Source organism: Wolbachia endosymbiont of Pentidionis agamae (assembly GCF_036711655.1).
Lineage (GTDB): Bacteria > Pseudomonadota > Alphaproteobacteria > Rickettsiales > Anaplasmataceae > JAZHPY01.
On sequence record NZ_JAZHPY010000001.1, the window covers coordinates 13473 to 38870 of the forward strand.

A 25398-nucleotide genomic window follows, 5' to 3' on the forward strand; every position below is an offset into this window, starting at 1 on the left:
CAGAGCCCAGTTTTTCACCGCTTCTAATAGTGGGATGTATCAAAATGCCAATATTCTACTTACAATTAGCTAAATTAAGTAAAATAATATATAAGGCATATATTTTCTTATTAACATTTTATACCAGAATGCACTGCCACAGTATTCCAACTCATATTATAAAATTTCACATTATGAAAGCCTACATCTTCAATTTCCTTCTTAAATTCACTTTGATTAGGGAATGCTCTTATACTTTTTACTAAATATTGATAAGGACTTTCATCTCCTACAATTAGAGTTCCAAATTTAGGAATTACTTTAAACGAGTATAGATCATATAACTTTTTAAATATCCCACTTTGATTAGAGACTTGTGCAAATTCTAAACAAACAAATTTTCCATGTGGCTTTAGCACCCTGTAAATTTCACTTAGAGCTCTTTTTCTATTAGAAACATTGCGTATACCAAAAGCTATAGTACAATAACAAAATTCGTCATTTTGAAATGGCAAATTTTCTGCATCTGCACAGACCCAATTTAGATTTAGCTTGTTTAAATCAATCGATTTGTTTTTACCAACGTTTAGCATATTTTCATTTATATCACAAACTGTAACTTCTATGTTATGATTCTGTTTTATCATTTCTATAGCTATATCACCAGTTCCTCCAGCAAGATCTAATATCTTACTATTTTTGGTAAGATTTAAATTATCTACCATTTTCTTTTTCCATAATCTATGCATTCCAAAACTCATTATATCATTCATCAAGTCGTAACGACTTGCTACAGAATCAAAAACTTTCCTCACTATCTGTTGCTTATTCATACCGTCCGTAAGATGATGATCATTTTTAATATAAACAAGATAAAGAAATTATGCTACATATTGATAATAATACTTACAATAGTGTTCGCAAGTTTCTTTCTTGTATTACTCTATGCTTCCAACCTTCTGTTGGTTTGGTACAGCTGTATAATACTTGTCCCATAATCCTAATAATATTACTATATCATTTACTTGTTCAAACTATGTCTAAGCTGGAGTTTTCAAGAGGTAATGATACAAAAATGTTTATCTTTTATTATATTATAATTAATATATACTGATATAGTATATTGGTATTTTACAAAGTGTACAACAAAGATTATAAGAAAGGACATAGAAAACGTTTAAGGGAACATATCGTTTTGAATAGTGGAAAGTCACTCCATGATTATGAAATTTTAGAGTATATCCTATATTCAGCATATAGTAGAATAGATGTAAGGTCAATTGCAAGAGATTTAATACATTCTTTTGGTAGCTTAGGTAAAGTTCTTAATGCTGAATTTGAATCGTTAAAAAATATTAATGGAATTGGTAATGCAGCGATATCTGCCATTTTTTGTGTTAAGGAAGCACTTGTTAGGGTGACAAGAGAAGAAGTAAAAGAGTTGCCTGTAATAAATAATTGGCAAAAGTTATTCTCTTATTTAAAAATGAGTATAGGAGGCATTAGTAAAGAAAATTTTCGTGTAATTTATATGAACAAAAAATACAAAATAATAGCAGATGATTTACAAGACACTGGTACAGTTGATCAAACCCCACTTTACGTTAGAGAAATAATCAAAAAAGCATTGTTAATTGGCTCAACATCGATTGTTGTATCTCATAATCACCCAAGTGGAGATGTAGAACCATCAAAGAATGATATATTGCTTACTAAACAATTAAACAAAGCGTGTAATAGTATGGAAATAGAATTAATAGACCATATTATTGTAACTTATAATAAGTATTTTAGCTTTAAGGAAAATCGTTTATTGTAAGAACCTGCTAAAGTGGAGCTGAGAAATACAAGTTTTTGGACTGTATGGAGTATGAAACAAGTGTAGAAAAATGCGTACCAAAGATTATAGGAGATCTGTAATAAAATCTAATATATTTTAGATAGCCAAAAACTATCCCTATAGCAGATCTTTTCCTTGGCAACATCTTCTACTTAAATTAAGATTAGTGATTTCTCATATCTTCTTCCACTTTAGTGACGAGCTTTAAGCCTATATTGAAGAATTTCTAAAGAAGCTCTTTTTATATAGCCATAGACCTCTCTACTCCGTTTTTACAACCTTGAATGCAAGAGGTCTATTCACATTAAGGAGGGGGCATGAAGGTAAAAGTATGAAAACACTACTTCTAGATAAAAAGAGTATTACGCTCACCTTTAAACCTACCCCTAAAAACCGCTATTTACTTGCTTCTGTGAATTTATAGGTTCGCTAGTAACATCATGAAGAGTACCTGGTGTACTTGCATCATCATTAAGATTTGAGCTTGCAGTGCCAAGATCGCTTGTATCATTACAAGTTATTTCATACGATATTTCTCCATGTAAACTAACGATTTCATTTGCAATATCTATCAAGCCATGCTCTATAAGACGCTCTTGAATAGCATGTAAATAATCATTCAGTGAATTTAGCTCTTCTTTTGACATTTTATTTTTGTCAAACTCACATTTTATGTTTTTTATACGCTCTTGTATTTTGTTTTCATCATTCGTTTCATTTGGCTCCATAAAGAATATAATTTTACTTAAAGATTTACAATCTTCTTATATCACTTTTGGTAGATTATTAATATTAACGTCAGGATGAACATTATAACATATGATATCATATTGAAAATGAGAAAGTATGTTACGTGGATTGATAAACTCTTCAGCATACTTAAGTTTCTCTACGTCAGATGATAAACTATTCAAAAATTTATTTTTAGCACTTAGATATGTGTCAATTTCTCCTTCAGTAAACGCACTTCCAAAAACCTCTCCCTATCTTTTATTTGTTCATCTCTATCACCACAGGTTAGTTTTTGTTGACCATGTGGACAATAAGCTTTACTAAAAACTTTTAGTTCTACTAAGGTAAGGATACATTGTTCTGATGATACATTGTGATCCTCTTTATACTCTTTAAACTTCTGTGTGAGTAATTTACAAATTTTTTCTCTATTATTATCAACACTAATATCTTTACCATTTTCATCAATATGATTCAACTCAACTTTAATTAAGCGCATATAGTGATTTCCGATTTTCCCATCATTTCGTGAAGAAACTCCAAGCATATATATATCCATCTTTCTGTTTTGCAAATCATAGCAATAACCATGACCAGAACTTGCACAACTGTTGTAAATAAGCATAGTATCTTCTACAATTGAGTTTAAAGTTCCAGCACTTAATTATATACTAAAACGATAAATAATTTATAGCGACCAAGTGCAAATCTATCCTTGATTGTCTGATAATCTTAAAAAATGGTGTAGAACATTCAAACTTTCCAATTGAAAAATAATTTATTCTATATAAATTTATTACATTATCTTTACAATAGAAAATGAAATATAATAAATATAGCTTAAGTTTAAGAATCATTCACTGGTTAATGGCTCTATTTATTATAGGCATGCTTATTTCTGGTTTTTATATGAAAAGCCTGCCTGGTAGTAATGCAATAAAGTTTAGTATTTATGCAGTTCATAAAGCCTGTGGGTTAACTATTTTTGGGTTAGTAATAGTACGTATACTATTTCGTGTTTTTACTTATGTGCCGCCATTTCTTGCATCTTTTTCTAACTTTACTATCGCCATCACAAAAATAGTTCATTTAGGATTATATTTTATAATGATTGCCATGCCTTTATCTGGATATATTATGTCCTCAGCTTCTGGTATAAACATCAAGTATTTTTTTCATGTTCCTCTTTTTATCGAAAAAAACAAAAAGTTAGCTGTTATAGCTAATGAATCACATTCAGTACTTGCTTATTTAATTATATTTTTAATATCATTACACTTGATTGGCACATTAAAACATTTGCTTATAGATAAACAAAATATTTTGAAACGTATATTATGAATCATATAGAAGAATTATGGAGTAAAGGTGTACGTTTTCTTGGTAGCAAATTCGCTATTATGGGTGGAGCTATGAGCTGGGTTTCAGAAAGAAATCTTGTCTCAGCAATTTCAAATGCTGGAGGTTTTGGAGTAATTGCATGTGGTGCAATGTTTCCCGATGCATTAAAAGAAGAAATAGTAGCAACTAAGAAGTTAACTAACAAGCCTTTTGGTGTTAACCTAATTACTATGCATCCAAAATTAGATGAGCTAATAGAAGTATGTATAGAAACGAAAATAAATCATATAGTTCTTGCAGGTGGATTGCCAAAAAAATCTAGTATAGAAATAATAAAAAAAGAAAATATCAAAATTTTATGCTTTGCACCTACACTAGGCATTGCAAGAAGATTAGTTAAAATGGGGGTAGATGCACTTATAATAGAAGGCATGGAAGCTGGTGGACACATAGGACCAGTGAGCACTTCCGTTCTTGCACAGGAAATATTACCTTACTTTAAAGATGAGCCAATACCTGTATTTGTTGCTGGAGGACTTGGTAGAGGCGAGATGATAGTAAATTACCTTAAAATGGGAGCAAGCGGTTCTCAACATGGTACATTATTCGTATGTACTAACGAATCTATAGCTCATAAAAATTTTAAAGAAATATTTATTAAATCTGATGCACGTCACGCAATACCTTCTGTGCAGATCAGCAGTGATTTTCCAGTTATTCCAGTAAGAGCAATAGTAAATAAAGCAAGCAATGATTTTATAGAATGCCAAAAAGCAGTTATTAATGAATATAGTAATGGCAATATATCAAAGGAGGATGCGCAATTAAAGATTGAAAAGTTTTGGGCTGGTGCCCTAAGAAAAGCAGTAATTGAAGGAGATGTTGAAAATGGGTCTTTAATGGCTGGCCAAAGCATCGGCATGGTAGACAGAGAGAAATCTGTTAAAGAAGTAATAGATAATTTAATTTCTGAGGCACGTCAATATGTATCAACCTTTTAATTTTGCAATTTATAATAAACTAATGTTTAAATGTATAGTTATCATCATTTGGTTGGCTATTTCTCTCATCAATCTTATATGTTAAGCCAATTGGCTTTGTCAATGCAATTTTCATAACTTCATTAACATTCTGTACAGGAATGATATTGAGCCCTTTCTTAACATTCTCTGGAATTTCTTGCAAATCTTTCTTATTTTTATAGGGTATAATAACAGTTTTTATTGAACTTCTAAGTGCAGCAAGTAATTTTTCTCTCAAACCCCCAATAGCTAAGATTCGACCACGTAGTGTTACTTCTCCGGTCATTGCAACAGTTTTATTAACTGGTATACCTGTCATAAGAGAAACAATAGACGTACACATTGCAATACCAGCAGAAGGACCATCTTTTGGCACTGCACCTTCAGGAACGTGTAAATGTATATCGCATTTTTGAAACTCTTCATGCTTGATGCCAAAATATAAGCAATTTGACCTTACGTAGCTATATGAAGCTTTGACTGATTCTTGCATTACCTCACCTAGCTTTCCTGTATACTTTATTGTACCTTTACCAGGAATACGAACAGATTCTATCATTAATATATCACCGCCAGTCTCAGTATAAGCAAGGCCAGTAACAACACCAACTAAATCTTGGTCCTCTGAGTTACCAAAAATATACTTCTGAACACCTAAATAATCTGGTAAATTATCTGCTTCTATAGAGATAGTCTTATTCTTATCCAGCAATATTTTTTTTACTGCTTTTCTCATTAATTTGTCAAGTTCTCTCTTAAAGCTACGCACTCCACTTTCACGTGTATATAAACGTATCAACTTATACAAAGCACTTTCAGATATACTCCATTCTTTTTTATGTAGCCCGTGATCTCTTTTTAACTTTTTAATTAAATGTTGTTCAGCTATTTTAACTTTCTCATCTTCATTATAACCAGATAATTTTATAACTTCCATCCTATCGAGTAAAGCGTATGGTATATTTAAACTATTCGCTGTAGTTATAAACATGACATTGGAAAGATCAAATTCAACCTCAATATAATGATCAACAAAATGCTTATTATGCTCTGAGTCTAAAACTTCGAGTAATGCAGATGCTGGATCACCACGAAAGTCTGAACCAATCTTATCTATTTCATCTAAGAGAAAAAGAGGATTACACGAATTAGCCTTTTTTATATGTTGTATTATTTTTCCTGGCATAGAGCCTATATAAGTTTTCCTATGACCACGAATTTCTGATTCATCACGTATACCTCCAAGAGACATGCGAACAAAATTACGACCTATTGCCTTTGCTATAGATTGAGCTAAAGAAGTCTTACCTACACCAGGTGGCCCTACTAAGCAAAGTATAGGCCCCTTGATTCGTTTTACCCTTTTAAGTACTGCTAAAAATTCTATTATTCTATCCTTTACCTTTTCTACTCCATAATGATTTTCATCTAAGATTTTTTTTGCAGAATTTAAATTAATTTTAGTGTCATGATATTTTTCCCATGGTAAATCAAGAAGCCAATGAAGATAATTAGATATTACTGTAGCCTCTGGTGAAATAGGATTCATTTTTTTATATTTTTTTAACTCACTTAAGACTTTTTCTTTTGCCTCTCCAGAAAGTTTTACCTCATTTATCTTTTTCTCGAATTCACTATATGAGCTTACGCCACCATCATCAGATCTTCCTAATTCTTTCTCTATTGCCTTCAATTGTTCCTGCAGAAAATAATCTCTATGAAGCTTGTTAGCTGCATGAGTCACTGTCTTATACAAGTGATTCTGAACACTTAAAATGCTACTTTCCTTCTCAATAAGAACTAAAATTTTTTCTAAACGTGTCTTTAAATCATAGATTTCAAGAATACTTTGTTTATCTGATACTTCACTAAAGTACGAAGCAATGGTATCTGCAAGCCTATTAACTTCCTTAATTTGACAAACAGAGCTCATAACTTCTGGTTGACTATTCTTCTTCAATTTATTCCAGTTATCAAATGCTTTTATTATAGACCTCCTTAAAGCTTCTATATTAACTTCATTTTCATATTCATAACCCTCATTTTCTAATTTAACTTCAGCATGCAGCATATCATCAGCTTCGATATACTTAACAACATTAGCTCTACTTACTGCTTGGACTAAAACCTTTACAGCGCTATCAGGCAATCTAATGAGGGGATGCACTATAGTTGCGAGTACTCCAACCTTATATAACTCAGAAGGGTCTGGATTATCTACTGAACCATCAATTTGTGTAATAAGTAAAATTCTTTTATCATCTGATATAGCATGCTCTAATGCATTTATTGATTTTTCTCTACCTATAAACAGCGGTATTACTGTATTAGGAAAAATTACAACGTCTCTTAATGGTAGGACTGGTAAGACAGCAAGATTATTGTTTATATCGATATCCATAAATACCTTAATTATTGACTGTTATTGCATTTTTACAACTACTATCAGTGATGATAGTTTTGCCTGATTCAACCATCTCTTTAGTAATATAGACATCTTGATTTTTAATATCTGCACTAGGAAGTTCGAACATTAAATCAAGTAAAAGTGACTCCATAATAGAACGCAGACCCCTGGCACCTGTTTTACGCTGTATAGTTTTTTCAGCAATAACTGAAAGTGCTTCATCTGAGAAATGAAGATCAAATTTTTCTAACTCAAATAATTTTTGATATTGTTTGATTAATGCATTTTTTGGCTCAACTAAAACGCGCACTAAACTTTCATGATCTAATTCATCTAAAGCAGTAACAACAGGAAGCCTTCCAACAAATTCAGGTATTAAACCAAACTTTATTAAATCTTCTGGTTCAACATCAGGAAAAACATTTTTATTTTTTTCTAACAAACTAACTATATTTGCTCCAAAACCTAACGCTGTACCTTTTTTCCTAGATTCAATAATTTTTTCTAAGCCATCAAAAGCACCACCACATATAAATAATATATTATTAGTGTTAATTTGAATAAACTCTTGTTGAGGATGTTTCCTTCCACCATGTGGAGGAACAGATGAAATTGTGCCTTCCATAACCTTAAGAAGTGCTTGCTGTACTCCCTCTCCTGAGACATCACGAGTAATTGAGGTACCTTCAGATTTTCTGGTTATCTTATCTATTTCATCTACATATACTATACCGCGTTGTGCTTCAGAAACATCATAATTAGCAGCTTGTAACAAGCGAAGTAGTATATTCTCAACATCTTCACCAACATATCCAGCTTCAGTTAAAGTTGTTGCATCAGCTACTGCAAAAGGAACATCCAAAACCCTCGCAAGAGTACGTGCTAGTAAAGTTTTTCCTGAACCTGTAGGGCCTATGAGCAACATGTTAGATTTATCAATTACTACATCTCCTATAATATTTGATTGTGACAGACGTTTATAATGATTATATACAGCTACGGATAAAGCTTTTTTTGCATGCTCCTGACCTATAACATAATCATCAAGAATCTCCTTAATTTCTTTAGGTTTTAATAATACTCGTGCAAAATCATTACCAGACTTCTTTTTTTCTTGACGCATGGAATTATAACAAAGATCTATACATTCATTACAGATAAATACCTTAGCTTCATCTGAAGAATTGGTGATTAGTTTTCGTACATCAGCTTGCTTTTTATTACAGAAAGAGCAACAAACATTATTATCCTTAACATCATCATACATTTCATACCTCTTGCTTAATATCACTACGTTCAAAAATAACCCGATCTATCAAACCTAAAATTTGAGCTTCCTTGGCATCTAAAAACTTATCCCTTTCCATCATTTCTTCAATCTTTTTCAATGAATTTTTAGTGTGTTTCTCATAAATTTGATTAAGATTCTTTTTTATTCTCAAAATCTCTTGAACGTGTATTTCCATATCAGTAGCTTGCCCCTGGTATCCACCAGAAGGTTGGTGTATCATGATTCTTGAATGAGGCAATGAATAACGTTTTCCTTCTTTACCAGCTGCAAGCAATAAAGACCCCATGGATGCAGCTTGTCCTATACATAGAGTTGAAACATCTGGCCTTATGTATTGCATAGTATCATATATCGATAAACCAGAAGTTACTACCCCTCCAGGTGAATTAATATACATATAAATATCCTTATCAGGATTCTCTGATTCAAGAAATAAGAGCTGTGCTATTATTAAGCTGGCCATATGATCCTCTATAGGTCCAGTTACAAAAATAATCCTTTCTTTCAATAACATTGAATAGATGTCATAAGCACGCTCACCACGGCTAGTTTGCTCAATTACCATCGGTATCAAAGTCATATTTTCTCTATTAAATATTGTCATAATAATTTTTTAATTCTTTTACAGAAACAGTTTTATTTTCTTTATGAACATTTTTGATGATAAAATCAGTAACTTTATATTCAAGTGCTTGCCCTTTAACTAACTCACCAAACTGTTTATTTGATCTAAGACGTTTCAGTACATCTTCCATTCTCACTCTATCATTTACATATTGCTTAATAACACTTAAAATATCTTCTTGTGTAATAAATATTTTTTGATCAGTGCTAAACTTCATAAATAGCATAGCAAGTTTTACACGCCTTTCAGCTTCCTTTATATTATCAGAAGATTCGCTGCTGTTATTCGCTTTCTCTTGATTTACTCTTTCTTGCTCCTGTCTTACTAATTTTTCAGGCAAATCAAAATTATAATTATTGTCTATCTGATCAAATAGCTCCTTTTTCATGATTATACTATTTATTTCATTACACTGACTAATAACTGCCTTTTTTGCATAACTAACTAATGTTGAATAATTTTCAAACCCAATACTTTTAGCCACCTCTTCATCATTTTTAAAATCATTGATAACTTGAATATCACTTACTTGCACAAAGAAGTCAGCTTCCTGGCCTGCAACAGAAATAATATGATAATCATCAGGAAATCTAAGTTTAAAAGATTTTCCTTCTCCTACTTTCATGCCGATCAGTTGATCTTCAAAATTACTTAAGACCTTACCTGAGCCAAGCACTAAAGTAAAAGCTTTACCATTTCCTCCTTTAAAAAGCTTACCTCTAACTCGTCCTTCATAATCAATTACTACTTTATCACCACTTTTTATATTATAAGAGGTATCATTTATTGGTAGAAAGTTAGGAAACTTAACTTTAATGGAATCGATAAATTCTTTTATATCATTTTCTTCAATTTTTACTTCAAATTTCTTCAATGCTATATTATTAATATCTAAAACAGGAACTTCAGGCATTACGTCAAAAGATAACCTGTAAACTAGATCACCATTTATTATTCCAGATTCCCAAGAAGGAAACAGAATAACATTAACTTCAGGGTGAGTATAAAGTTTAACAAATTTTTTCTTTATCAAATCACTCAGACAATTATCTATTACATCTCTAATTGCATATTCTAAAGCTTTGTCCTTGTAATTCTCTAAGAGAAGATTATAATGCATCTCCCATATAGATTCAGATGACTCAATATCTTGTTTGTTTAATCTAAAACCTGGTAATTGAGTATTTGATGCTATTTCCTTTAATTTTATGTCTACACTTTTTCTTATATGCTCGTTAGTTACTCTAACCTCGTATTCACGATTTAATTTTTTACTACTAACTTCCTCATAAGAATACACATTATCATTTCCATCTAAATTTACTTTCACGACAGGCACACTATTAGACATCATTAACCAGTTTATAAACTTTCAAATTATTATGTAGTTTTCTTGTCAACATAAAATAAAAAATGCACACACTTCCTATACACTAATTATATTCAACAATCATAAAATTTCTCTTAACGATGTTAGTGTACGGATAAAGGGACTTGAACCCCTACAAACAAAGTTTACCAGGACCTAAACCTGGCGCGTCTACCAATTCCGCCATATCCGCAAAAGTATACAACATCATTATAAATAATATAATAACACTATGATCAAAACTCAAGATAGAATTTTATATATCTTACTAATTTTACCGACTATTACATCGCATTGCTTTGTTCAACACATTTTGGCTTGGAAAGTTCTTCAACCTTTTCAACCAAGAAACCTACTGTTTTGACTCCACAATCTATAATCTGATCAGCAGCTTCATCAATTTTTTTCATCATATACCTTTGTGGTTCTGGACTGTTGGTTAGAGCGTCTATCAAGCCATACAAATGGTATTCTAAAACTTCTATATATTCCTTCTCTAAAGCTTCTTCATTCTTATTAAGATTTTGTTTATTACTATCATATATATATATAGCTGTTACAAAAGCTAATGCAGCGAGAGCAACTTGTATAAACCCTAAGTAAATAATGATAGAGGAACTTACTAACAAACATATTAATGACAGAACACAAACTACTCCGTAAGCAACACGCTTTTCTGCCAGATCCCCATCTATATTTTCCACATTATTTCTGAATTCACTTTTATTTTGTTCTGAAGGAACACTTTTTTCTTGCTCATCGCTACTTTTCTCACTTAAAAGTTTGTTTATTGATTTTACAATAACTACAGTTGCTAGTATAGTAAGCAATACTACAAGTAGTGTAGATATTTTTACTAATAAAAAAAATAATATTAATGCAGCAGCTACTTTATATTTCTTCGGCAAGGAAGTAATTGTTAGTTTATTACTGGATGACATAGCTAAACTCATATTAGAAATATTTTAATGTTACCACTACTTAAGAATATGGCAATAGTATTGTGTGAGCTTATAAATTTCACTAGAAGTAAATGAACATTGGCAAAACAGTAGTAGAATATAACGAGTTTTATTGGCAAAAATAGAGAAAGCGAATTTAATGTACGAGTTACTATATTAACCTATCATAAAACTACTAGCAAGACAATGATTATTACATATCGCAAGCCACATGTTGTTTTCACACCTATTTTATATCACATTTTCATCTTTCATTTTTACTGCTTTTTAACATATCTAATACAAATTTTTAAATTCATCAATAAGATTTGTAATATCTTGCGGTAAGTCAGAATAAAATTCTTTATAGTTTTTACTCTTGGGATGATATAATCCTAATTTATACGCATGCAATGCCTGTCTATGAAAGGTACTAATCAAATTAGAACTATTTGTATATTTTGAGACTTTACTACCATTTTTACCATACACTTGATCACCCACAATAGAATGACCTAAATGACTCATGTGTACGCGAATTTGATGTGTTCTGCCTGTTCCAAGAATACATTTTACTAAGCTTGCTCTCTTTTTATTTCCAATAATCTTTTGTACTAAATAATGTGTAATAGAATGTTTTCCTCCTGTTTTTACCACTTGCATGACTTCACGATTATAACGCTTAGGAGCAATATTATTTTTTATGGTTCCTTCATTTAAAAGAGGAACTCCCCATATAACAGCTAAATATTCTCTTTTGACTTTTTGCTTTAACAACAACTCAGATAAAAATCTTTGAGCTTCTTCATTTTTTGCAATAACCATTAATCCACTAGTATCCTTATCTAATCTATGAATAATTCTTGGCTTATAACCTAGGTATGCTGCAAGCGCATGTAAGAGTGTGTTATTGCTAGTGCCGGCTCCTGGATGTACAGTTAACCCACTTTGCTTATTTAGTATAATAATATCATTATCTTCATAGATAATATCGATATTTATATCACCATTTGGTTCAACTAGTGCAGAGTGATCATTTAAAGTTAAATCTATGTAGTATACTTCACCTGGTTTTACCACATGATCATTATCACTAATAATGTTATTTAACAGTTTGACTTGTTGTGACTTTATTAACTTTTGAACTTTAGAGCGTGATACATTAAATTTATCCGCTATATATTTATCTATTCTAGCGCCGGCATTACTACTGTGAATATGAATTAGCACTTCATTCATTATCTTGAATTTTATATATTAATGAAGTACCAGTCATTTCATCTGGTTTTTTGATATCAAGTAATTCTAAAACTGTGGGTGCTATGTCTGACAAACGCCCATCTCTTAATTTTATACTATTTTTACATATAATAAACGGTACTTTATTTAAGGTGTGAGCCGTATGTGGCATGTTATTTTCTTCGTCAAACATACATTCTACATTACCATGATCTGCAGTTATCACTAGAACAGTATCTTTCATATCTTCAATAACACTAAACACTTTTGATAAACAACTATCAACAGCTAGAACTGCTTTTTCAGCTGCCTTTATATCACCAGTATGCCCAACCATATCAGGGTTTGCATAATTTACAACGATTAATGAAAATTCCTTAGAAAGAATGTTACTCACTAGCATTTCTGTTAACTCAAAAGCTGACATTTCAGGATGTAAGTCATAAGTACTAACTTTTGGTGAAGGAATTAAGATTCGTTTTTCACCTGGAAAGGGTCTTTCTTTTCCACAGCTAAAAAAAAAGGTTACATGAGCATATTTTTCAGTTTCAGAAATGCGTAGCTGCTTAAGCTCATGATCTGCAATAATTTCACCCAAAGTATTTTTAAAAGATAACGGAGAAAATAAGTAAGGAATATCTAAATCATTACTATACTGAATCATTCCTAAAATTGAAGAAAATTCCGCTTTATTATTAACTTTTCCTAATAACATATCTAGTAATTGCTTTACTCTATCTGAACGAAAATTGGCTATTAATAATCCATCTTCTGGTTTTATACCATGATAATTACCGATAACTGCAGGTTTCATGAACTCATCGGTAGTGTTATTTTGATAATTCTCATTTATGAATGAGATTGCATCACTATATATTGGTGCATTTGCAAAAGCTATTGCCTCATAAGCCTTAATTGTTCTTTCCAACCTGTTATCTCGATCCATGGCATAATAGCGTCCACAGATAGTTACTACTTTTATAGCTTGATTCTGACATTGGAATACTTCTATGTCCCTCACTGCTGAGCAAGGTGATGTATCTCTGCCATCAAGAAAAGCATGAACTACAACTTTAACTCCATATTGTGATATTTTATTAGCTAATATTGAGATATGTTTCTGATGTGAGTGAACACCACCATTTGAAACAAGACCAAGTATGTGGCATATACCATTTTTAACTTTCAAGCTATTAACGAAGTCTCTAAAATTTCTATTACTATCTATGCTCTCAATTTCTCGATTGATACGCTCTAAATTTTGCATCACTATTCTACCACTACCAATATTCATATGTCCAACCTCAGAATTACCTACTTGGGCTTTAGGCAGACCAACATCAGTTTCGCTAGCTGACAAATTGCATTTTGGAAAATTGGAATTAATATATTTCCAAAAAGTAGGATTTGCATTACTTATTGCATTATATTTACTATCCTTTACTCCATTACCCCAACCATCTAATATACATAAAACTACAGATTTAACAGACATATAAAAACTCATAAATTTTTTATTATAGTAAATAAAAGGAACATAAATACAAATATAAAACAGCATATTTATGGCAACTATTATGTTAAATTCACTTAGATCTTATTAGATGTTATACAAATTAGTTAGACAAGCTTTGTAAATTAGTTCATTATATTATAATGGCTGATCAAGAAAAAAAGTGGACTATTCGTTTTAGGTATTTATTCACTGCATTGTCTACAATTCCTTTTATTGTATATGCAATAACATTTTTGACTGGAACTTACTACACGAGTTTATTTTTTTCTGTAATAGGTATTATATTTAATGTAGTTTTGCTCGTATTGAATACAAAATTGTATCTTCATTATCGTGGTCAAGAGGAAAAAATTTTAGGTAAAAATTCAGACAAGAAGCTCAAGGAATCAACGAAAACACACTACTTTGGAACCTTACCTAATTTTTTATTTTTAATAGGTGGAGCTGTATATCTTTCAGGTATATCAGTTGCTCCTCTTATCTATGTACCTCTTTTCATTTTTGCTTGGACTATTAATGTGGTCGGCTGGGGCGTTTCCATAGTTAATATGATCTCACCAAATAGCAAACTACATATAAATAGTGTGACTCAAATCAGTAATGATGAACTTCAGAACGATGAATTTCAAGTTGTATAATTATACAGACTTATCTATTTTTTTCTTTTAGAATTTTTTTCATACATCTGAGTTGTAGTTAATTCACTTAAGCGTGATGCAGGGTACTCCTGTAAATACTGCGATTGACTTGCAGCAGATTTATTATCTTTGTGAGATTTTATTAATTCATCTGAATATTCTCTTGATTGTACTGAATCTTTATCATTCATATTACTACCTGAATAAATTTATCTCACTTACATTATTAAAATAAACTACCATGAATAACTTCTATTTTAATTTACAAGGTTGCGGGAGTAGGATTTGAACCTACGACCTTCAGGTTATGAGCCTGACGAGCTACCAAGCTGCTCCATCCCGCGTCAATAATTTACTCAAGTATTATATTTATAATTGTAAGCATATACAAGAAAAATTTTATGCGATTTTCGTTGTTTGCAACCACAACAAGATATATACAGTATCAAGTTTCCCATGAAAGGTATAATTTAATATTATGGTTTCCTGTTTTGCAATGCATGGGAATATTAATATATTTTTCCTTAAACTCCGAACCTACTATTATTTATACTTTATCAATTTCCTTTTTATTAAGCACAATATTAATATATGTGGCAATATCATACAGAAAATATACAATATTATGTGTTGCTTTAATTGCAATCCTTATTGGGTTCACATCTGCTAAAATCAAAACAGTATTTGTAGATACAAAAATTCTGAATAAAAAAGAAGTGTATGCTGCCAACATTCTTGCAACAGTAAAAGAAATCAATAACAAAGGATCATATAAACAGTTTTTATTACATAAAATAGAGAACATAAAAATAGAAGTAGATAACACAAGGATTGCAGTAAGGACTGAAATAGAAAAAAATATAGATATAGGAGACCAAATTAAACTATCAGCAGTACTATTTCCTCCTCAAATTGCTCCATCTAACTACTCGTATGATTTTGCAAGATTTGCATTTTATAAAAAAATTAGTGCAACTGGTTTTGCAACAAGCAAAGTACTATTACATAAAAAGGCTAAACATAAAAAATTTTATGAATATATAGAATCTTTTCGTCAACATATCTACGAAAACTTACAAAAAAATATGAAAAAACCACATTCGGATATACTTTCCGCACTATTAATCGGCAAAAAAGACGGAATAGATCAAAAGACTATGGAATCTATAAGGAACGCTGGCATAGCACATTTATTTGCTATATCTGGACTGCATCTGTCATTTGTTGCTGGTCTATTTTTTATGCTTTTTCGTAACTTGTTTGCACTTTCTGAAACATTGACGTTAAAGTATGACATAAAAAAAATATCAGCATTTATTACTATAATTCCAACTCTATTTTATTTATTAATTACTGGAATGCAGCTCTCTGCTCAACGTGCCTTTATTATGGTTAGCCTACTACTCACTTCAATAATAATAGAGAAAAAATATAGAAGTTTAATAGCAATTGCGTTTGCAGCATGCACTATATTGATTATAGAACCAGAGGCGATTTTTAATCCTGGATTCCAAATGTCATTTTCTGCTGTTTTGGCATTGCTTTCTAGCTATCAGATAGGTATTAATCAAATATTTTATAACAAAATAATAAGATATTTTATATCAATATTGCTTAGTTCGATTATCGCAAGCTTTGCAACTCTACCGTATACCATATATAATTTTAATTATCTCTCTATTGGGGGTGTTATTACAAACCTATTTGCTATACCAGTAGTTACACTAATTATCATTCCATTAGGAATTTTCTACTTATTTATGATCCCATTTAATATGGAATATTTGATTATTTCATTAATTCAGCATGCAATTGAAAGTGTGTTATACATTACACATGTAGTTGCTAATATGGAATATTCAAAAATTGCTATTCATAGTATTCCACCTTCATCTATTATTATAATAACATTTGGGTTACTGTGGATATGTTTATGGGAAAGAAATTGGCGCTTTCTTGGGCTAATTTTTATTATATCAGGCACCTTGATTGGTATACTTTATCAGACTCCAGATATTTTAATTAACGTTAATAATGCCTTAGTTAAGGAATCTGATGATAAATTATACTCTCTAAATAGAAAGAATAGAAATTTTGTTGTAAAAACATGGGCAAGGCAGAATGGACAAGATGAAATTTTAAATTACAAAAAATATGCTAACCAAGAAAACTTTTTAGAATGTGATAGTAATCACTGTATATATAAAAAAAATAATGTAAAAGTTCTTATAGCATATAAAAAAGAAAGTATTGTAAAATATTGTAATAATGTTGATTTAATTATTCAATTTGGTAGTTTTGATTACCCAATTTGTATAAATAAAAGTATTAAGCATACTGATTTAGAACAATATGGAACACATTCAATTTGGCTTTCAAAAAATAGTAATATGAATATTAAATATGTACGTAAAAATAGGCCTTGGCATTACTTTATGAATAAAATGTAACCTTTTTACAGATTATATTTACAGATTATAAAAAATCAGGAAATTTTAGTAGAACTACCAGTTGGTCCCATAAGCACAACTTGCTCTCCTACTTTCAGATATTGACATAAGTCTGTTGAACCACCAGTTTCAAGGACAATTACGGATATTATACCTTTTTTTTTGTCTACTTCAGCACCAGTTACAGCTATACCTTCTATTGCAAGCTTTGTTTCTTTAATTTTTGTACTATTCATTTCAAAATTTTGTAATCTAAAAAACTGACCAGGCTTGAAATTTTTTGCTGCAAGAGGCGCTTTAACTATTATTTCAATTACTTTTGGAGTTAAATGCTCTATTTTTATAATCCTTGCAGTAAATTTTTCACTTATTTTCTTAAAAAATTTTCTAGTGTTATGTTTTTTATCTTTTTGTTTTTCGCTAAGTAATTTGGTGATAATTTTATATCCATTTTTAGCACTTGCCATAGCTTTTACAACGCTTCCACTATAAGAAGGATGAAGATCGCCGAAAAAACTAATTGTCTTATTATCTTGCTTATATGCTAGTATTCTATCTTTATCATGCATTTTAGGAAAAAATATTTGTTCAATCTCTTTTCCAGATGAATCTAAGTGAGTAAAATACCCACCGTTTAATTTAAAGTATTCTTTTTCTTCTGTTGCTATAACAGTATTAGGTTCTGTGCCTGCAGCTATAAATATAGAACGTGCTTTTATTTCTTTTATTTTTCCTGATTTTGTATCTATTAATTTTAGAGATTTAGCATGATTATACTCATCTTTAATAATTTCTAAAGGCTCTAAATTTTCAATAAAATAGATTCCTTCTGATAGAGCATTTGTAATCTCTTCACTGTTTAATCTATAAGCAGGAGAGTTAACTAGCTCTTTTCGGTATATAATTTTTACTCCGCCCCATTTTTGCATAAGTTCTAAAATTTTAGCAGGTCTATTTCCTATTTTAGCTAATGTTTTTTCCTTTCGAATTTCAAGTGCATGACTAATGAATTCACTTGCAATTGTTTTTTCTTCTTCATTCCAGTCTTTTTCTACATAATTCTTACCGAACTTATCTACCAATATTTCATATCGATAAAGAAATTTTTCTACTTGAATTGAATAATAAGCAAAACTCTCTGTTGCTGTATCAATTGCAGTAAGCCCAGCACCTATTACAACTACTGGCATTCTAATCTGCAAATTTGCTATCGAATTAAATCTAGATGTACCAGTAAGCTGCAAAGACATCAAAAAATCTGATGCCATACGTACTCCACGTAAAAGCATGTTTTTTAATTTAATTATTTTTGGTTTACCTGAACCAAGTGCCAAAGCTATGTGATCAAAACCTAGGGAAAATGCATCACGTATAGTGATAGTTCCACCGAAACGCACTCCTCCAAAAACTGCAAAATTTTTTCTTCTTTCTAAAAGTAATCTGATTATTCTTAAATAATTTTTATTCCAGCGAGAAGTTATTCCGTATTCTGCAACTCCACCAAAACCTTCAGCTACGCGTTCACTAAGTTTTTTATACTTAAGATATTTAATGAGCTGTAAATCATCACTCAGGGGCTCAATCTTCAGTCCATCAATTGCAATAACATTATGTCCATCATTCAGTAGATGATGTGCTAAAGTAAATCCTGCAGGTCCGAGTCCTGCAACTAAAATATTTTTTCCTGTATCTTCTCTTGGAAATGGGCGTTCAAAATTAAGTGGATTCCAGCGACTGAGTAAAGAATATATTTCAAATCCATAGGGTAAATCTAATACGTCACTTAACACTTTAGTTTCAACCATAGGGATGTCTACTGGTTCTTGTTTTTGATATATGCAAGACTTGCTGCAATCATTGCATATCCTATAACCAGTTGCAGCACAAAGTGGATTATCTATCATAACTATGGCGAGACTCCCAATAGAATATCCTTCGCTTTTTACCATATTCATCTCTGATATTTTTTGCTCAAGTGGGCAACCATGTAATTCAACTCCAAGGGGAGATTTTTTAAATATATTTTTTTTATCAAATAATCCTTTTGAGCAACTATCTTTGTTTTGTTTATGACAAAAAATGCAATAATGAGTGTGATCAAGTGCTTCTTCTAATTCAACTTTATTTTGGGTTAAATCAAATCCATAACGTCTCTTTATATGTTCTGAACAAATAGTATTAATTCCATCTATTTCTTTTTTGATAATAGGAACAAGATTTTCATAATTAGTTTGTTTGTGTATACTAAATAATATACTTTTCTTGTTACTTACTCTCCACACTACATACCTAGCTGCAAGTTCTATTTCTCTTTCATATTGAGATTTATTCTCAAACCAATACATCACTTTCTCAGCAAAATCCTGATCTAAAATGGGAAATTTAAAATATCTGCTTAGTTCATTAAGTATGGTATCTATAGTAGCATTAATGTTTGTTTCGGTACTATTTTGACTTTGTTGGTACTTCTTAAGTACATATCGCTGAACAAATAATCTCTTACATTTGTATACTATAGAAAATTTACTATGTCTTGCTTTTAATTCTTCTACTTCTTTCTCAATATTAAAAAATTGAGCAAGAAATTCGTCAAGTAAATATGATAGATCTATTATGAGATAACTATTACTAGCAGGGTTCTTTCTTGCTTTAGTGAGAGAAGTAAATAAATTTATATCATACGATTTTATATAACTTAAAAATTTTTTATCTATATTGATGATACCTTTACGGCTATATAGATCATGAAAAGATAACACCACAAGTTAAATTTTTTATCCTAATAGTATATATTATATAGCTCTAGTAAATTTTAGCAGTAAAAGAAGAAATAGTGATACCTGTATCACTATAGTGTTTATTAGTACCTTCCGTTTCTCGGTGCACCTAAGTGCCAATTGCTTGTACTACAGTCAGAACTACTATTACTTGGATAACCTTTTTTGGATGAAGAAGGTTGTGTGTAATTTGGTAAACTTAATGCTTCTAAATAGCTTGGAGGAGGTGTACTAGGTCTAAAATCACAAGATGATACATGAGTAGGTTCATTTGAAGATTGAGCAGCAGGGGCTGGTGGCAGTCTATCAAGCATATTTCTCATCACGCTATATCTTGGTTTAGGAATAGGTTTGTTCCAAGTGTTATTAGGCATATTTTTCTCCATATTAGTATATTTAATAAAAGAAGTCAATGCATTTTTTAATTTTTTACTAAATAGATAAATTATTATACATAAAATCTTTTAATATTCAGATTATAATATGCTACAGCATCCTTTTTTCCGTTCATTACTACTATTACTAGGATAAAAAGATTGTTGTGTTACCTCATAAAGAGGATTTACAACTGTAGAAGGTGGTTTCTGATTTTTGATATCTTGTTCAGCTGTAGAAGTAGCTGCAAGCCCGTTCTTTTCTCGTTGAGATTTTAGCCACAGACTCTCAGCTTCCTTTGCAATTATAGAATGATCAATATTAGTATTTTCATAGTCATTTTTTCTCTCAATGCTATATCTCGGTAGAGGCATAGGTTTTTTTTACAGTTTTATTATTCATATTTTTCTCCATTAATATAGAATGATCCATATTAATATTTTCATATGGTAGATGCATAGGTTTTTTGATAGTAGACCTCTAGCATAACTGTACTAAAAGTTGTAATCTACTAAAAATAATATGAGAGGGGGTGATGAGGTTTGCAAAAAATTCATGAAAGCAAGATAGGAAGACGAAAAAGGACTAAGGAAAAAAGGAAAAGAGCTTGCAAGTTAGAGAGTAATCGTAAAAAATATGATTGGCTTGTTAAAAAGGTTATAGCAAATAAATGCCGAAGTAGATGAAGACGTTTTGCTTTTAGGTTCAATGTGATAGCTGGAATTTACAATCTAGACGTGAGTTATGCAAGAGGTCTATTGCTTATTTTAACTCTTATTAATTAAATATCATTAATATAAAAATAATATACTAAAATTTTTAACATATCAATCACTTTTATCGAAATAATGTACATAGAAAAGGCTTTTCTTAGAGTAGTAATATTGTTATAATCAAGTAAATTATTATTGTAATAAATATTGCGTATTAGTAAGGAAGTAAAACGTATTTTAGATTATTATGAGAGTGATAATCCTGGGGTAAAAAAAAGTCTTTCCCATATTCTAATGCATGGAAAACTTGGAGGCACGGGCAAGTTAGTGATTCTTCCTGTAGATCAAGGATTTGAGCATGGGCCTACGAAAAGTTTTGAGGTGAATCCTGATGCTTATGACCCCTACTACCACTTTCAACTCGCAATCGATTCTGGAGTAAGTGCATACGCTGCACCTATTGGAATGATTGAAGCTGGAGCTGAAGCTTATGCTGGCTCCGTGCCGTTAATTTTAAAGCTCAATAGCTCTAATTCTTTGCATCCAAAAAGTTACTATTCTGATCAAGCAATCACTGCTTCAGTTAAAGACGCTTTACGTCTTGGATGTACAGCTGTTGGATTTACCATATATCCTGGGTCAGCTAAATGCTTAGACATGATAGAAGAAGCACGTGAGGTCATAGCTGAAGCAAAATCTTATGGCTTAGCAGCAGTATTATGGTCATATCCACGAGGAGAAGAAATTTCAAAAAAAGGTGAAACAGCAGTTGATGTTGTAGCTTATGCTGCACACATTGCAGCTCTACTTGGAGCTCATATAATAAAAGTTAAACTGCCGACAGAGCATTTAGAAAGAGAGAAAATTGATAATATTGCTTCTCTATCACAGAGGGTTGCATGCATTAAAAAATCTTGTTTTGCCGGAAGAAGGATAGTAGTATTTTCAGGTGGTGAGTCTAAAGAGCTGGTAGATATATGTAATGAAGCGGAAGAAATTAAGCGAGGTGGTGGTAATGGTTCAATTATTGGACGTAATACTTTTCAGCGCAAAAGAGATGAAGCTCTGTTTATGTTAAAAAACATAATTGGTATCTATAAAAGTAAATAAAAATGGCTGGGTGGCAGAATGGCTTATGCAGAGGACTGCAAATCCTTTTATACCGGTTCAATTCCGGTCCTAGCCTCCATCTTGTAGTAGAAAGCTTGTGAGCATACCAAAACTTGAAGATTATAATTTTTTTAATAAAGTTGTTCTGCTGAGAGTGGATTTCAATGTTCCTCTAAAAGGCTGTGTTGTTCAAGATGTATCACGCGTTGCAAGAGCAATAAGTACCATAAAATACTTAATTGATCAAAATGCAAAAGTTGTTATCATATCTCATCTTGGAAGGCCAAAAGGCTATGATCATAACTTATCACTAAAACACATAATTCCTACGTTATCTGAGTTATTAGGTCAAAAAGTTACATTTGTAGAAGATTGTCTTGGCACAAAAGTGCAACAAGCAGTAAGTATCATGGCTGAAAAAGATGTAATTCTATTAGAGAATTTAAGATTTTACAAAGAAGAAGAGCAAAATGACATAAATTTTGCAAGAGAATTATCAAAAATAGCAGATGTATATATAAATGATGCATTTTCATGCTCACACAGGCTACATGCTTCTATTGTAGCAGTTACAGAATTTTTACCTTCTTTTGCAGGATTCTGTTTACTAAGTGAAATAAAATACTTAAAAGAATTTACGTCATTTAAAGCAAAGCCAGTTACTGTAATAGTTGGAGGGGCTAAAATATCAACTAAAGTAAAGATGTTACTTACTCTAGTAAATAAAGTTGATTTTTTGATTGTAGGGGGAGCTATTGCCAATAATTTTTTATTATTTAATAAAATAAATATAGGTGATTCTTTGTATCAAGAAGGTGTAGATAGCATATTATCTAGCATCATAGAAGCAGCAAAAAAAAATAATTGTCAGATCATTTTACCTGAAGATGTTTTAGTTGTTGAAAAAGATGACTATACAACTGGTATCATCAAGGAAATTAACTCAATTTCAACTGGCGATATAATTCTAGACGTAGGACCAAAAACTTTGGATAGAATAAATAACATTATATTACAGAGTAAGTCTCTATTATGGAATGGACCTATTGGTGCATTTGAGCATACAGCTTTTGCGAAAGGAACAATAAAGCTACTTTCTATTGTAAAAGATCTTACACAGAAAGGAAAGTTAATTAGTGTGATAGGTGGTGGAGATAGTTTGTCTGCTATGAGTAAAGCTAATTTTACTGAAAAAGATTTTACATATGTATCTACTGGGGGTGGTGCGTTTCTTCACTTATTAAGTAACGATGAAATGCCAGGTATTACAAAAGCAAGACTTATAAATATCGCTTGAAATTATACGTTACTTAAGTTAACGTACAGTTTTAATAGAGAAAATTTTATATGAAAAGTAATTGGAAGTTTATCTTAATACCTATTATAGCAATAATCATTATTGTTTTTTTTAAAGTTGCCAATTTAAATAATAGTAATGGGAAAAAGGAATTTGAAAAAATAGATCAAATCAATTTCACTGAAAAAGAAGTAAACGTTAATTTTGAACCATTTTTTAGAACAAAACCTTCTGATCCAGATTTTATTCCGTCACCTCCTGATATGACTGAATTTGATAATGGAGTGCTAAAAGTATGTGGGGAATGGGGTTCTTATCCAGATGAAGAAGATTTTCGCATCTTACTTGACTGTCCAGAACATGAAGATTCAATTAAAAGAATATATAAAGAGCTCGATTATCAAGTTATTACGTCTAATTCAAGTTTAGAGTTATTCAAAGATGAGCTTACGAAAGTTTGGTTTACGTCACATCATCCAAGGCAGGGAAGTGGTGAAAATCATACAGGCTTTAGACATATTTTTTGTGGTGAACCAGATGGTGAAGTGCTTGGTGGAATGCATTTTGTAGGTAGATATGTTGAGGCACAAAAGAACAAATGGGCTGGAGCAATCTGGTATGATAAATCTTTATGTAATAAAATAGAAATACAGCATCCAGTTTATACCTTTGGTATGCAGTATCTGGATATTACTGGAGAAGTGAAAACTAAATGTCAAAATGGGTACCCTTATAATCTTCATGCAGATGATATTCTTATTCTTGCAACTAAAGCATTTAAAAACCTTGGAAAGGATGGTGTATGTGCATATAAGATGCCTAATGAAGATTACCAGTCTATATTTGTCAGAAAAGATAATTCTATCTTAACATTTTATCCTGATTTAGCACCTAAGTGCAAAGGTTATGATACTTGCCCTGTATGTAATTAATGTCCCACTTCTATAGTGCGTTATTTGTATAATACGCACTCCACTTCGAAATACTGCAATAAATTGCTGTGAGAAATTAGGGGCTATAAAAATTATAGACCTCCGTCTTCCAACCTGCTCATTTTTTTAAACCCCCATCTCATACTATTTTTAGTAGATTACAACCTTCAAAACTTGCCTTGGTTTTATCTTCAAACCATCACACAGTTTTCTCACTAGAAGAAAAACATCCTTTAACTATAGGTTGTATTATATGAGTATTAACTCCTTCAGCTAATAATACAGCAAGAATAGTTATAACAAAACCCTGCTATCGGTGCCGCAGCTCCTATTACTGCACCTGCAAGTAACGATAAACCAATTCCAGCCATCGCGCCAGGAAAAATAGCGGTTGCAGCTAAAGCAAGACCAGCTCCAATTGCACTACTAGCAATGAGGAAAGCAAAAGAATAATATATATCATCTGTAGACAAGTTTTTATTTTTGTCACTACCATACATACCACATGCACAAAATAATGCTATAGGTATAAAACCAATAATTGCTCCTACAGCAAGTACTGGTAAAGCAGTAAAACTGAGTCCAAGAGCTGTTAAAGCACCTACTGTAACACCTATTCCCCAAAACAATAAAGTTTCTTTAGTTTCTTTTTTCATACCACCCCTCATAATTAAATTATTATATTAGTATCTTCTTCTTAAGTTATTTTATCATAAATCAGAAAAATATAACAGCACCTTATGACAGAAATTAAGCAAGCTATGCACTGAAGCAGGATATTAACCTTATGACAGAGATTAAGCA

General features: G+C 31.2%; 25 protein-coding genes and 3 tRNA genes. 10 read left to right on the forward strand and 18 right to left on the reverse strand.

Translation table 11 applies throughout. The features are described 5' to 3' along the window. Positions 1-110 precede the first annotated feature (110 nt). Positions 111-812, reverse strand: coding sequence for a bifunctional demethylmenaquinone methyltransferase/2-methoxy-6-polyprenyl-1,4-benzoquinol methylase UbiE (ubiE, locus tag V6U76_RS00085; protein WP_333022923.1), 702 nt, complete (start codon positions 810-812; stop codon positions 111-113). Positions 813-1117: 305 nt separating this feature from the next. On the opposite strand from ubiE, the gene radC reads away from it, so the two are divergent. Further along, positions 1118-1798, forward strand: a complete 681-nt coding sequence (gene radC, locus V6U76_RS00090) for a RadC family protein (RefSeq protein WP_333022970.1) — start codon at positions 1118-1120, stop codon at positions 1796-1798. A gap of 407 nt (positions 1799-2205) precedes the next feature. Here the strand turns inward: radC and V6U76_RS00095 are convergent, their stop codons facing one another. Genes V6U76_RS00095 through V6U76_RS00105 form a run of 3 tightly spaced genes read right to left on the reverse strand, consistent with a single transcriptional unit; the run spans position 2206 to position 3176 of the window. Beyond that, complete coding sequence (locus V6U76_RS00095; protein WP_333022924.1) at positions 2206-2547, reverse strand: hypothetical protein; 342 nt, start codon at positions 2545-2547, stop codon at positions 2206-2208. Positions 2548-2583: 36 nt separating this feature from the next. After that, positions 2584-2733 carry a hypothetical protein gene (locus V6U76_RS00100; RefSeq protein WP_333022926.1) on the reverse strand — a complete coding sequence of 50 codons (150 nt, stop codon included), beginning with the start codon at positions 2731-2733 and terminating at the stop codon, positions 2584-2586. A 17-nt stretch (positions 2734-2750) separates the two neighbouring features. Next, a complete protein-coding gene (locus V6U76_RS00105; protein ID WP_333022928.1) occupies positions 2751-3176 on the reverse strand; it encodes a hypothetical protein in 426 nt (141 codons plus the stop codon). 194 nt (positions 3177-3370) lie between these two features. On the opposite strand from V6U76_RS00105, the gene V6U76_RS00110 reads away from it, so the two are divergent. Both V6U76_RS00110 and V6U76_RS00115 read left to right on the forward strand, forming a co-directional pair. After that, positions 3371-3892, forward strand: coding sequence for a cytochrome b (locus V6U76_RS00110; RefSeq protein WP_333022930.1), 522 nt, complete (start codon positions 3371-3373; stop codon positions 3890-3892). Beyond that, complete coding sequence (locus tag V6U76_RS00115) at positions 3889-4893, forward strand: NAD(P)H-dependent flavin oxidoreductase (RefSeq protein WP_333022932.1); 1005 nt, start codon at positions 3889-3891, stop codon at positions 4891-4893. Before V6U76_RS00110 ends, V6U76_RS00115 begins: the two co-directional genes overlap by 4 nt. A 19-nt stretch (positions 4894-4912) precedes the next feature. On the opposite strand, the gene lon is transcribed toward V6U76_RS00115, so the two are convergent. The 8 genes from lon to gpmI all read right to left on the reverse strand — a co-directional run bounded on the left by lon (position 4913) and on the right by gpmI (position 14281). Further along, a complete protein-coding gene (lon, locus tag V6U76_RS00120; protein WP_333022935.1) occupies positions 4913-7315 on the reverse strand; it encodes an endopeptidase La in 2403 nt (800 codons plus the stop codon). Between the two features lie 7 nt (positions 7316-7322). Continuing rightward, a complete protein-coding gene (gene clpX, locus V6U76_RS00125; protein WP_333022936.1) occupies positions 7323-8588 on the reverse strand; it encodes an ATP-dependent Clp protease ATP-binding subunit ClpX in 1266 nt (421 codons plus the stop codon). 1 nt (position 8589) lies between these two features. Beyond that, positions 8590-9192, reverse strand: a complete 603-nt coding sequence (gene clpP / locus V6U76_RS00130) for an ATP-dependent Clp endopeptidase proteolytic subunit ClpP (protein ID WP_333022938.1) — start codon at positions 9190-9192, stop codon at positions 8590-8592. A 10-nt stretch (positions 9193-9202) separates the two neighbouring features. Continuing rightward, positions 9203-10588 (reverse strand): trigger factor, encoded by a 1386-nt coding sequence (gene tig, locus V6U76_RS00135; RefSeq protein ID WP_333022940.1) that lies wholly within the window; start codon positions 10586-10588, stop codon positions 9203-9205. A gap of 128 nt (positions 10589-10716) precedes the next feature. Beyond that, a tRNA-Leu gene (locus V6U76_RS00140) sits at positions 10717-10799 on the reverse strand. Positions 10800-10890: 91 nt separating this feature from the next. Further along, positions 10891-11547 (reverse strand): hypothetical protein, encoded by a 657-nt coding sequence (locus V6U76_RS00145; RefSeq protein ID WP_333022941.1) that lies wholly within the window; start codon positions 11545-11547, stop codon positions 10891-10893. A gap of 297 nt (positions 11548-11844) precedes the next feature. Continuing rightward, on the reverse strand, positions 11845-12786 hold the full coding sequence (locus tag V6U76_RS00150; protein WP_333022943.1) for an RluA family pseudouridine synthase: 942 nt from the start codon (positions 12784-12786) through the stop codon (positions 11845-11847). After that, on the reverse strand, positions 12779-14281 hold the full coding sequence (gene gpmI, locus V6U76_RS00155; RefSeq protein WP_333022945.1) for a 2,3-bisphosphoglycerate-independent phosphoglycerate mutase: 1503 nt from the start codon (positions 14279-14281) through the stop codon (positions 12779-12781). The genes V6U76_RS00150 and gpmI overlap by 8 nt, the downstream gene beginning before the upstream one ends. A 161-nt stretch (positions 14282-14442) precedes the next feature. Here gpmI and V6U76_RS00160 point away from each other — a divergent pair, with 161 nt between their 5' ends. Further along, a complete protein-coding gene (locus V6U76_RS00160; RefSeq protein WP_333022948.1) occupies positions 14443-14940 on the forward strand; it encodes a hypothetical protein in 498 nt (165 codons plus the stop codon). Between the two features lie 14 nt (positions 14941-14954). Here V6U76_RS00160 and V6U76_RS00165 read toward each other — a convergent pair whose 3' ends face one another. Both V6U76_RS00165 and V6U76_RS00170 read right to left on the reverse strand, forming a co-directional pair. Then, a complete protein-coding gene (locus V6U76_RS00165; RefSeq protein WP_333022950.1) occupies positions 14955-15131 on the reverse strand; it encodes a hypothetical protein in 177 nt (58 codons plus the stop codon). A gap of 79 nt (positions 15132-15210) precedes the next feature. Beyond that, positions 15211-15284: transfer RNA gene (locus V6U76_RS00170), tRNA-Met, on the reverse strand. 249 nt (positions 15285-15533) lie between these two features. Here V6U76_RS00170 and V6U76_RS00175 point away from each other — a divergent pair. Next, entirely contained in the window at positions 15534-17390 is a 1857-nt protein-coding gene (locus tag V6U76_RS00175; RefSeq protein ID WP_408647389.1) for a ComEC/Rec2 family competence protein, read from the forward strand. A 35-nt stretch (positions 17391-17425) separates the two neighbouring features. On the opposite strand, the gene V6U76_RS00180 is transcribed toward V6U76_RS00175, so the two are convergent. From V6U76_RS00180 to V6U76_RS00190, 3 genes are all read right to left on the reverse strand, one after another. Next, positions 17426-20149: an FAD-dependent oxidoreductase gene (locus tag V6U76_RS00180; protein WP_333022972.1), complete on the reverse strand. Its 2724-nt coding sequence runs from the start codon at positions 20147-20149 to the stop codon at positions 17426-17428. Positions 20150-20250: 101 nt separating this feature from the next. Next, positions 20251-20541: a hypothetical protein gene (locus V6U76_RS00185; protein WP_333022952.1), complete on the reverse strand. Its 291-nt coding sequence runs from the start codon at positions 20539-20541 to the stop codon at positions 20251-20253. Between the two features lie 102 nt (positions 20542-20643). Then, positions 20644-20916 carry a hypothetical protein gene (locus V6U76_RS00190; RefSeq protein ID WP_333022953.1) on the reverse strand — a complete coding sequence of 91 codons (273 nt, stop codon included), beginning with the start codon at positions 20914-20916 and terminating at the stop codon, positions 20644-20646. Positions 20917-21084: 168 nt separating this feature from the next. Between V6U76_RS00190 and V6U76_RS00195 the strand changes: the two genes are divergently transcribed. From V6U76_RS00195 to V6U76_RS00215, 5 genes are all read left to right on the forward strand, one after another. Beyond that, a complete protein-coding gene (locus tag V6U76_RS00195; protein ID WP_333022955.1) occupies positions 21085-21228 on the forward strand; it encodes a hypothetical protein in 144 nt (47 codons plus the stop codon). A 240-nt stretch (positions 21229-21468) separates the two neighbouring features. Next, positions 21469-22365: a class I fructose-bisphosphate aldolase gene (locus V6U76_RS00200; protein ID WP_333022973.1), complete on the forward strand. Its 897-nt coding sequence runs from the start codon at positions 21469-21471 to the stop codon at positions 22363-22365. A gap of 4 nt (positions 22366-22369) precedes the next feature. Then, a tRNA-Cys gene (locus tag V6U76_RS00205) sits at positions 22370-22444 on the forward strand. Between the two features lie 18 nt (positions 22445-22462). Further along, the gene (locus V6U76_RS00210; protein ID WP_333022957.1) at positions 22463-23662 is read left to right on the forward strand and encodes a phosphoglycerate kinase; all 1200 of its coding nucleotides are present in this window, start codon (positions 22463-22465) and stop codon (positions 23660-23662) included. A 50-nt stretch (positions 23663-23712) separates the two neighbouring features. Then, positions 23713-24594, forward strand: coding sequence for an EndoU domain-containing protein (locus V6U76_RS00215; protein WP_333022959.1), 882 nt, complete (start codon positions 23713-23715; stop codon positions 24592-24594). Between the two features lie 269 nt (positions 24595-24863). On the opposite strand, the gene V6U76_RS00220 is transcribed toward V6U76_RS00215, so the two are convergent. Continuing rightward, on the reverse strand, positions 24864-25250 hold the full coding sequence (locus V6U76_RS00220) for a hypothetical protein (protein ID WP_333022961.1): 387 nt from the start codon (positions 25248-25250) through the stop codon (positions 24864-24866). Positions 25251-25398: the final 148 nt, after the last annotated feature.

Coding starts and splice junctions, on each gene's coding strand:
- V6U76_RS00160 (WP_333022948.1), top strand. CDS start 14,443: ATGGCTGATCAAGAAAAAAAGTGGACTATTCGTTTTAGGTATTTATTC.
- clpP (WP_333022938.1), bottom strand. CDS start 9,192: ATGACTTTGATACCGATGGTAATTGAGCAAACTAGCCGTGGTGAGCGT.
- lon (WP_333022935.1), bottom strand. CDS start 7,315: ATGGATATCGATATAAACAATAATCTTGCTGTCTTACCAGTCCTACCA.
- V6U76_RS00115 (WP_333022932.1), top strand. CDS start 3,889: ATGAATCATATAGAAGAATTATGGAGTAAAGGTGTACGTTTTCTTGGT.
- V6U76_RS00145 (WP_333022941.1), bottom strand. CDS start 11,547: ATGTCATCCAGTAATAAACTAACAATTACTTCCTTGCCGAAGAAATAT.
- V6U76_RS00110 (WP_333022930.1), top strand. CDS start 3,371: ATGAAATATAATAAATATAGCTTAAGTTTAAGAATCATTCACTGGTTA.
- ubiE (WP_333022923.1), bottom strand. CDS start 812: ATGAATAAGCAACAGATAGTGAGGAAAGTTTTTGATTCTGTAGCAAGT.
- V6U76_RS00150 (WP_333022943.1), bottom strand. CDS start 12,786: ATGAATGAAGTGCTAATTCATATTCACAGTAGTAATGCCGGCGCTAGA.
- V6U76_RS00215 (WP_333022959.1), top strand. CDS start 23,713: ATGAAAAGTAATTGGAAGTTTATCTTAATACCTATTATAGCAATAATC.
- V6U76_RS00165 (WP_333022950.1), bottom strand. CDS start 15,131: ATGAATGATAAAGATTCAGTACAATCAAGAGAATATTCAGATGAATTA.
- V6U76_RS00190 (WP_333022953.1), bottom strand. CDS start 20,916: ATGCCTCTACCGAGATATAGCATTGAGAGAAAAAATGACTATGAAAAT.
- V6U76_RS00185 (WP_333022952.1), bottom strand. CDS start 20,541: ATGCCTAATAACACTTGGAACAAACCTATTCCTAAACCAAGATATAGC.
- V6U76_RS00105 (WP_333022928.1), bottom strand. CDS start 3,176: ATGCTTATTTACAACAGTTGTGCAAGTTCTGGTCATGGTTATTGCTAT.
- V6U76_RS00095 (WP_333022924.1), bottom strand. CDS start 2,547: ATGGAGCCAAATGAAACGAATGATGAAAACAAAATACAAGAGCGTATA.
- V6U76_RS00220 (WP_333022961.1), bottom strand. CDS start 25,250: ATGAAAAAAGAAACTAAAGAAACTTTATTGTTTTGGGGAATAGGTGTT.
- gpmI (WP_333022945.1), bottom strand. CDS start 14,281: ATGTCTGTTAAATCTGTAGTTTTATGTATATTAGATGGTTGGGGTAAT.
- tig (WP_333022940.1), bottom strand. CDS start 10,588: ATGTCTAATAGTGTGCCTGTCGTGAAAGTAAATTTAGATGGAAATGAT.
- clpX (WP_333022936.1), bottom strand. CDS start 8,588: ATGTATGATGATGTTAAGGATAATAATGTTTGTTGCTCTTTCTGTAAT.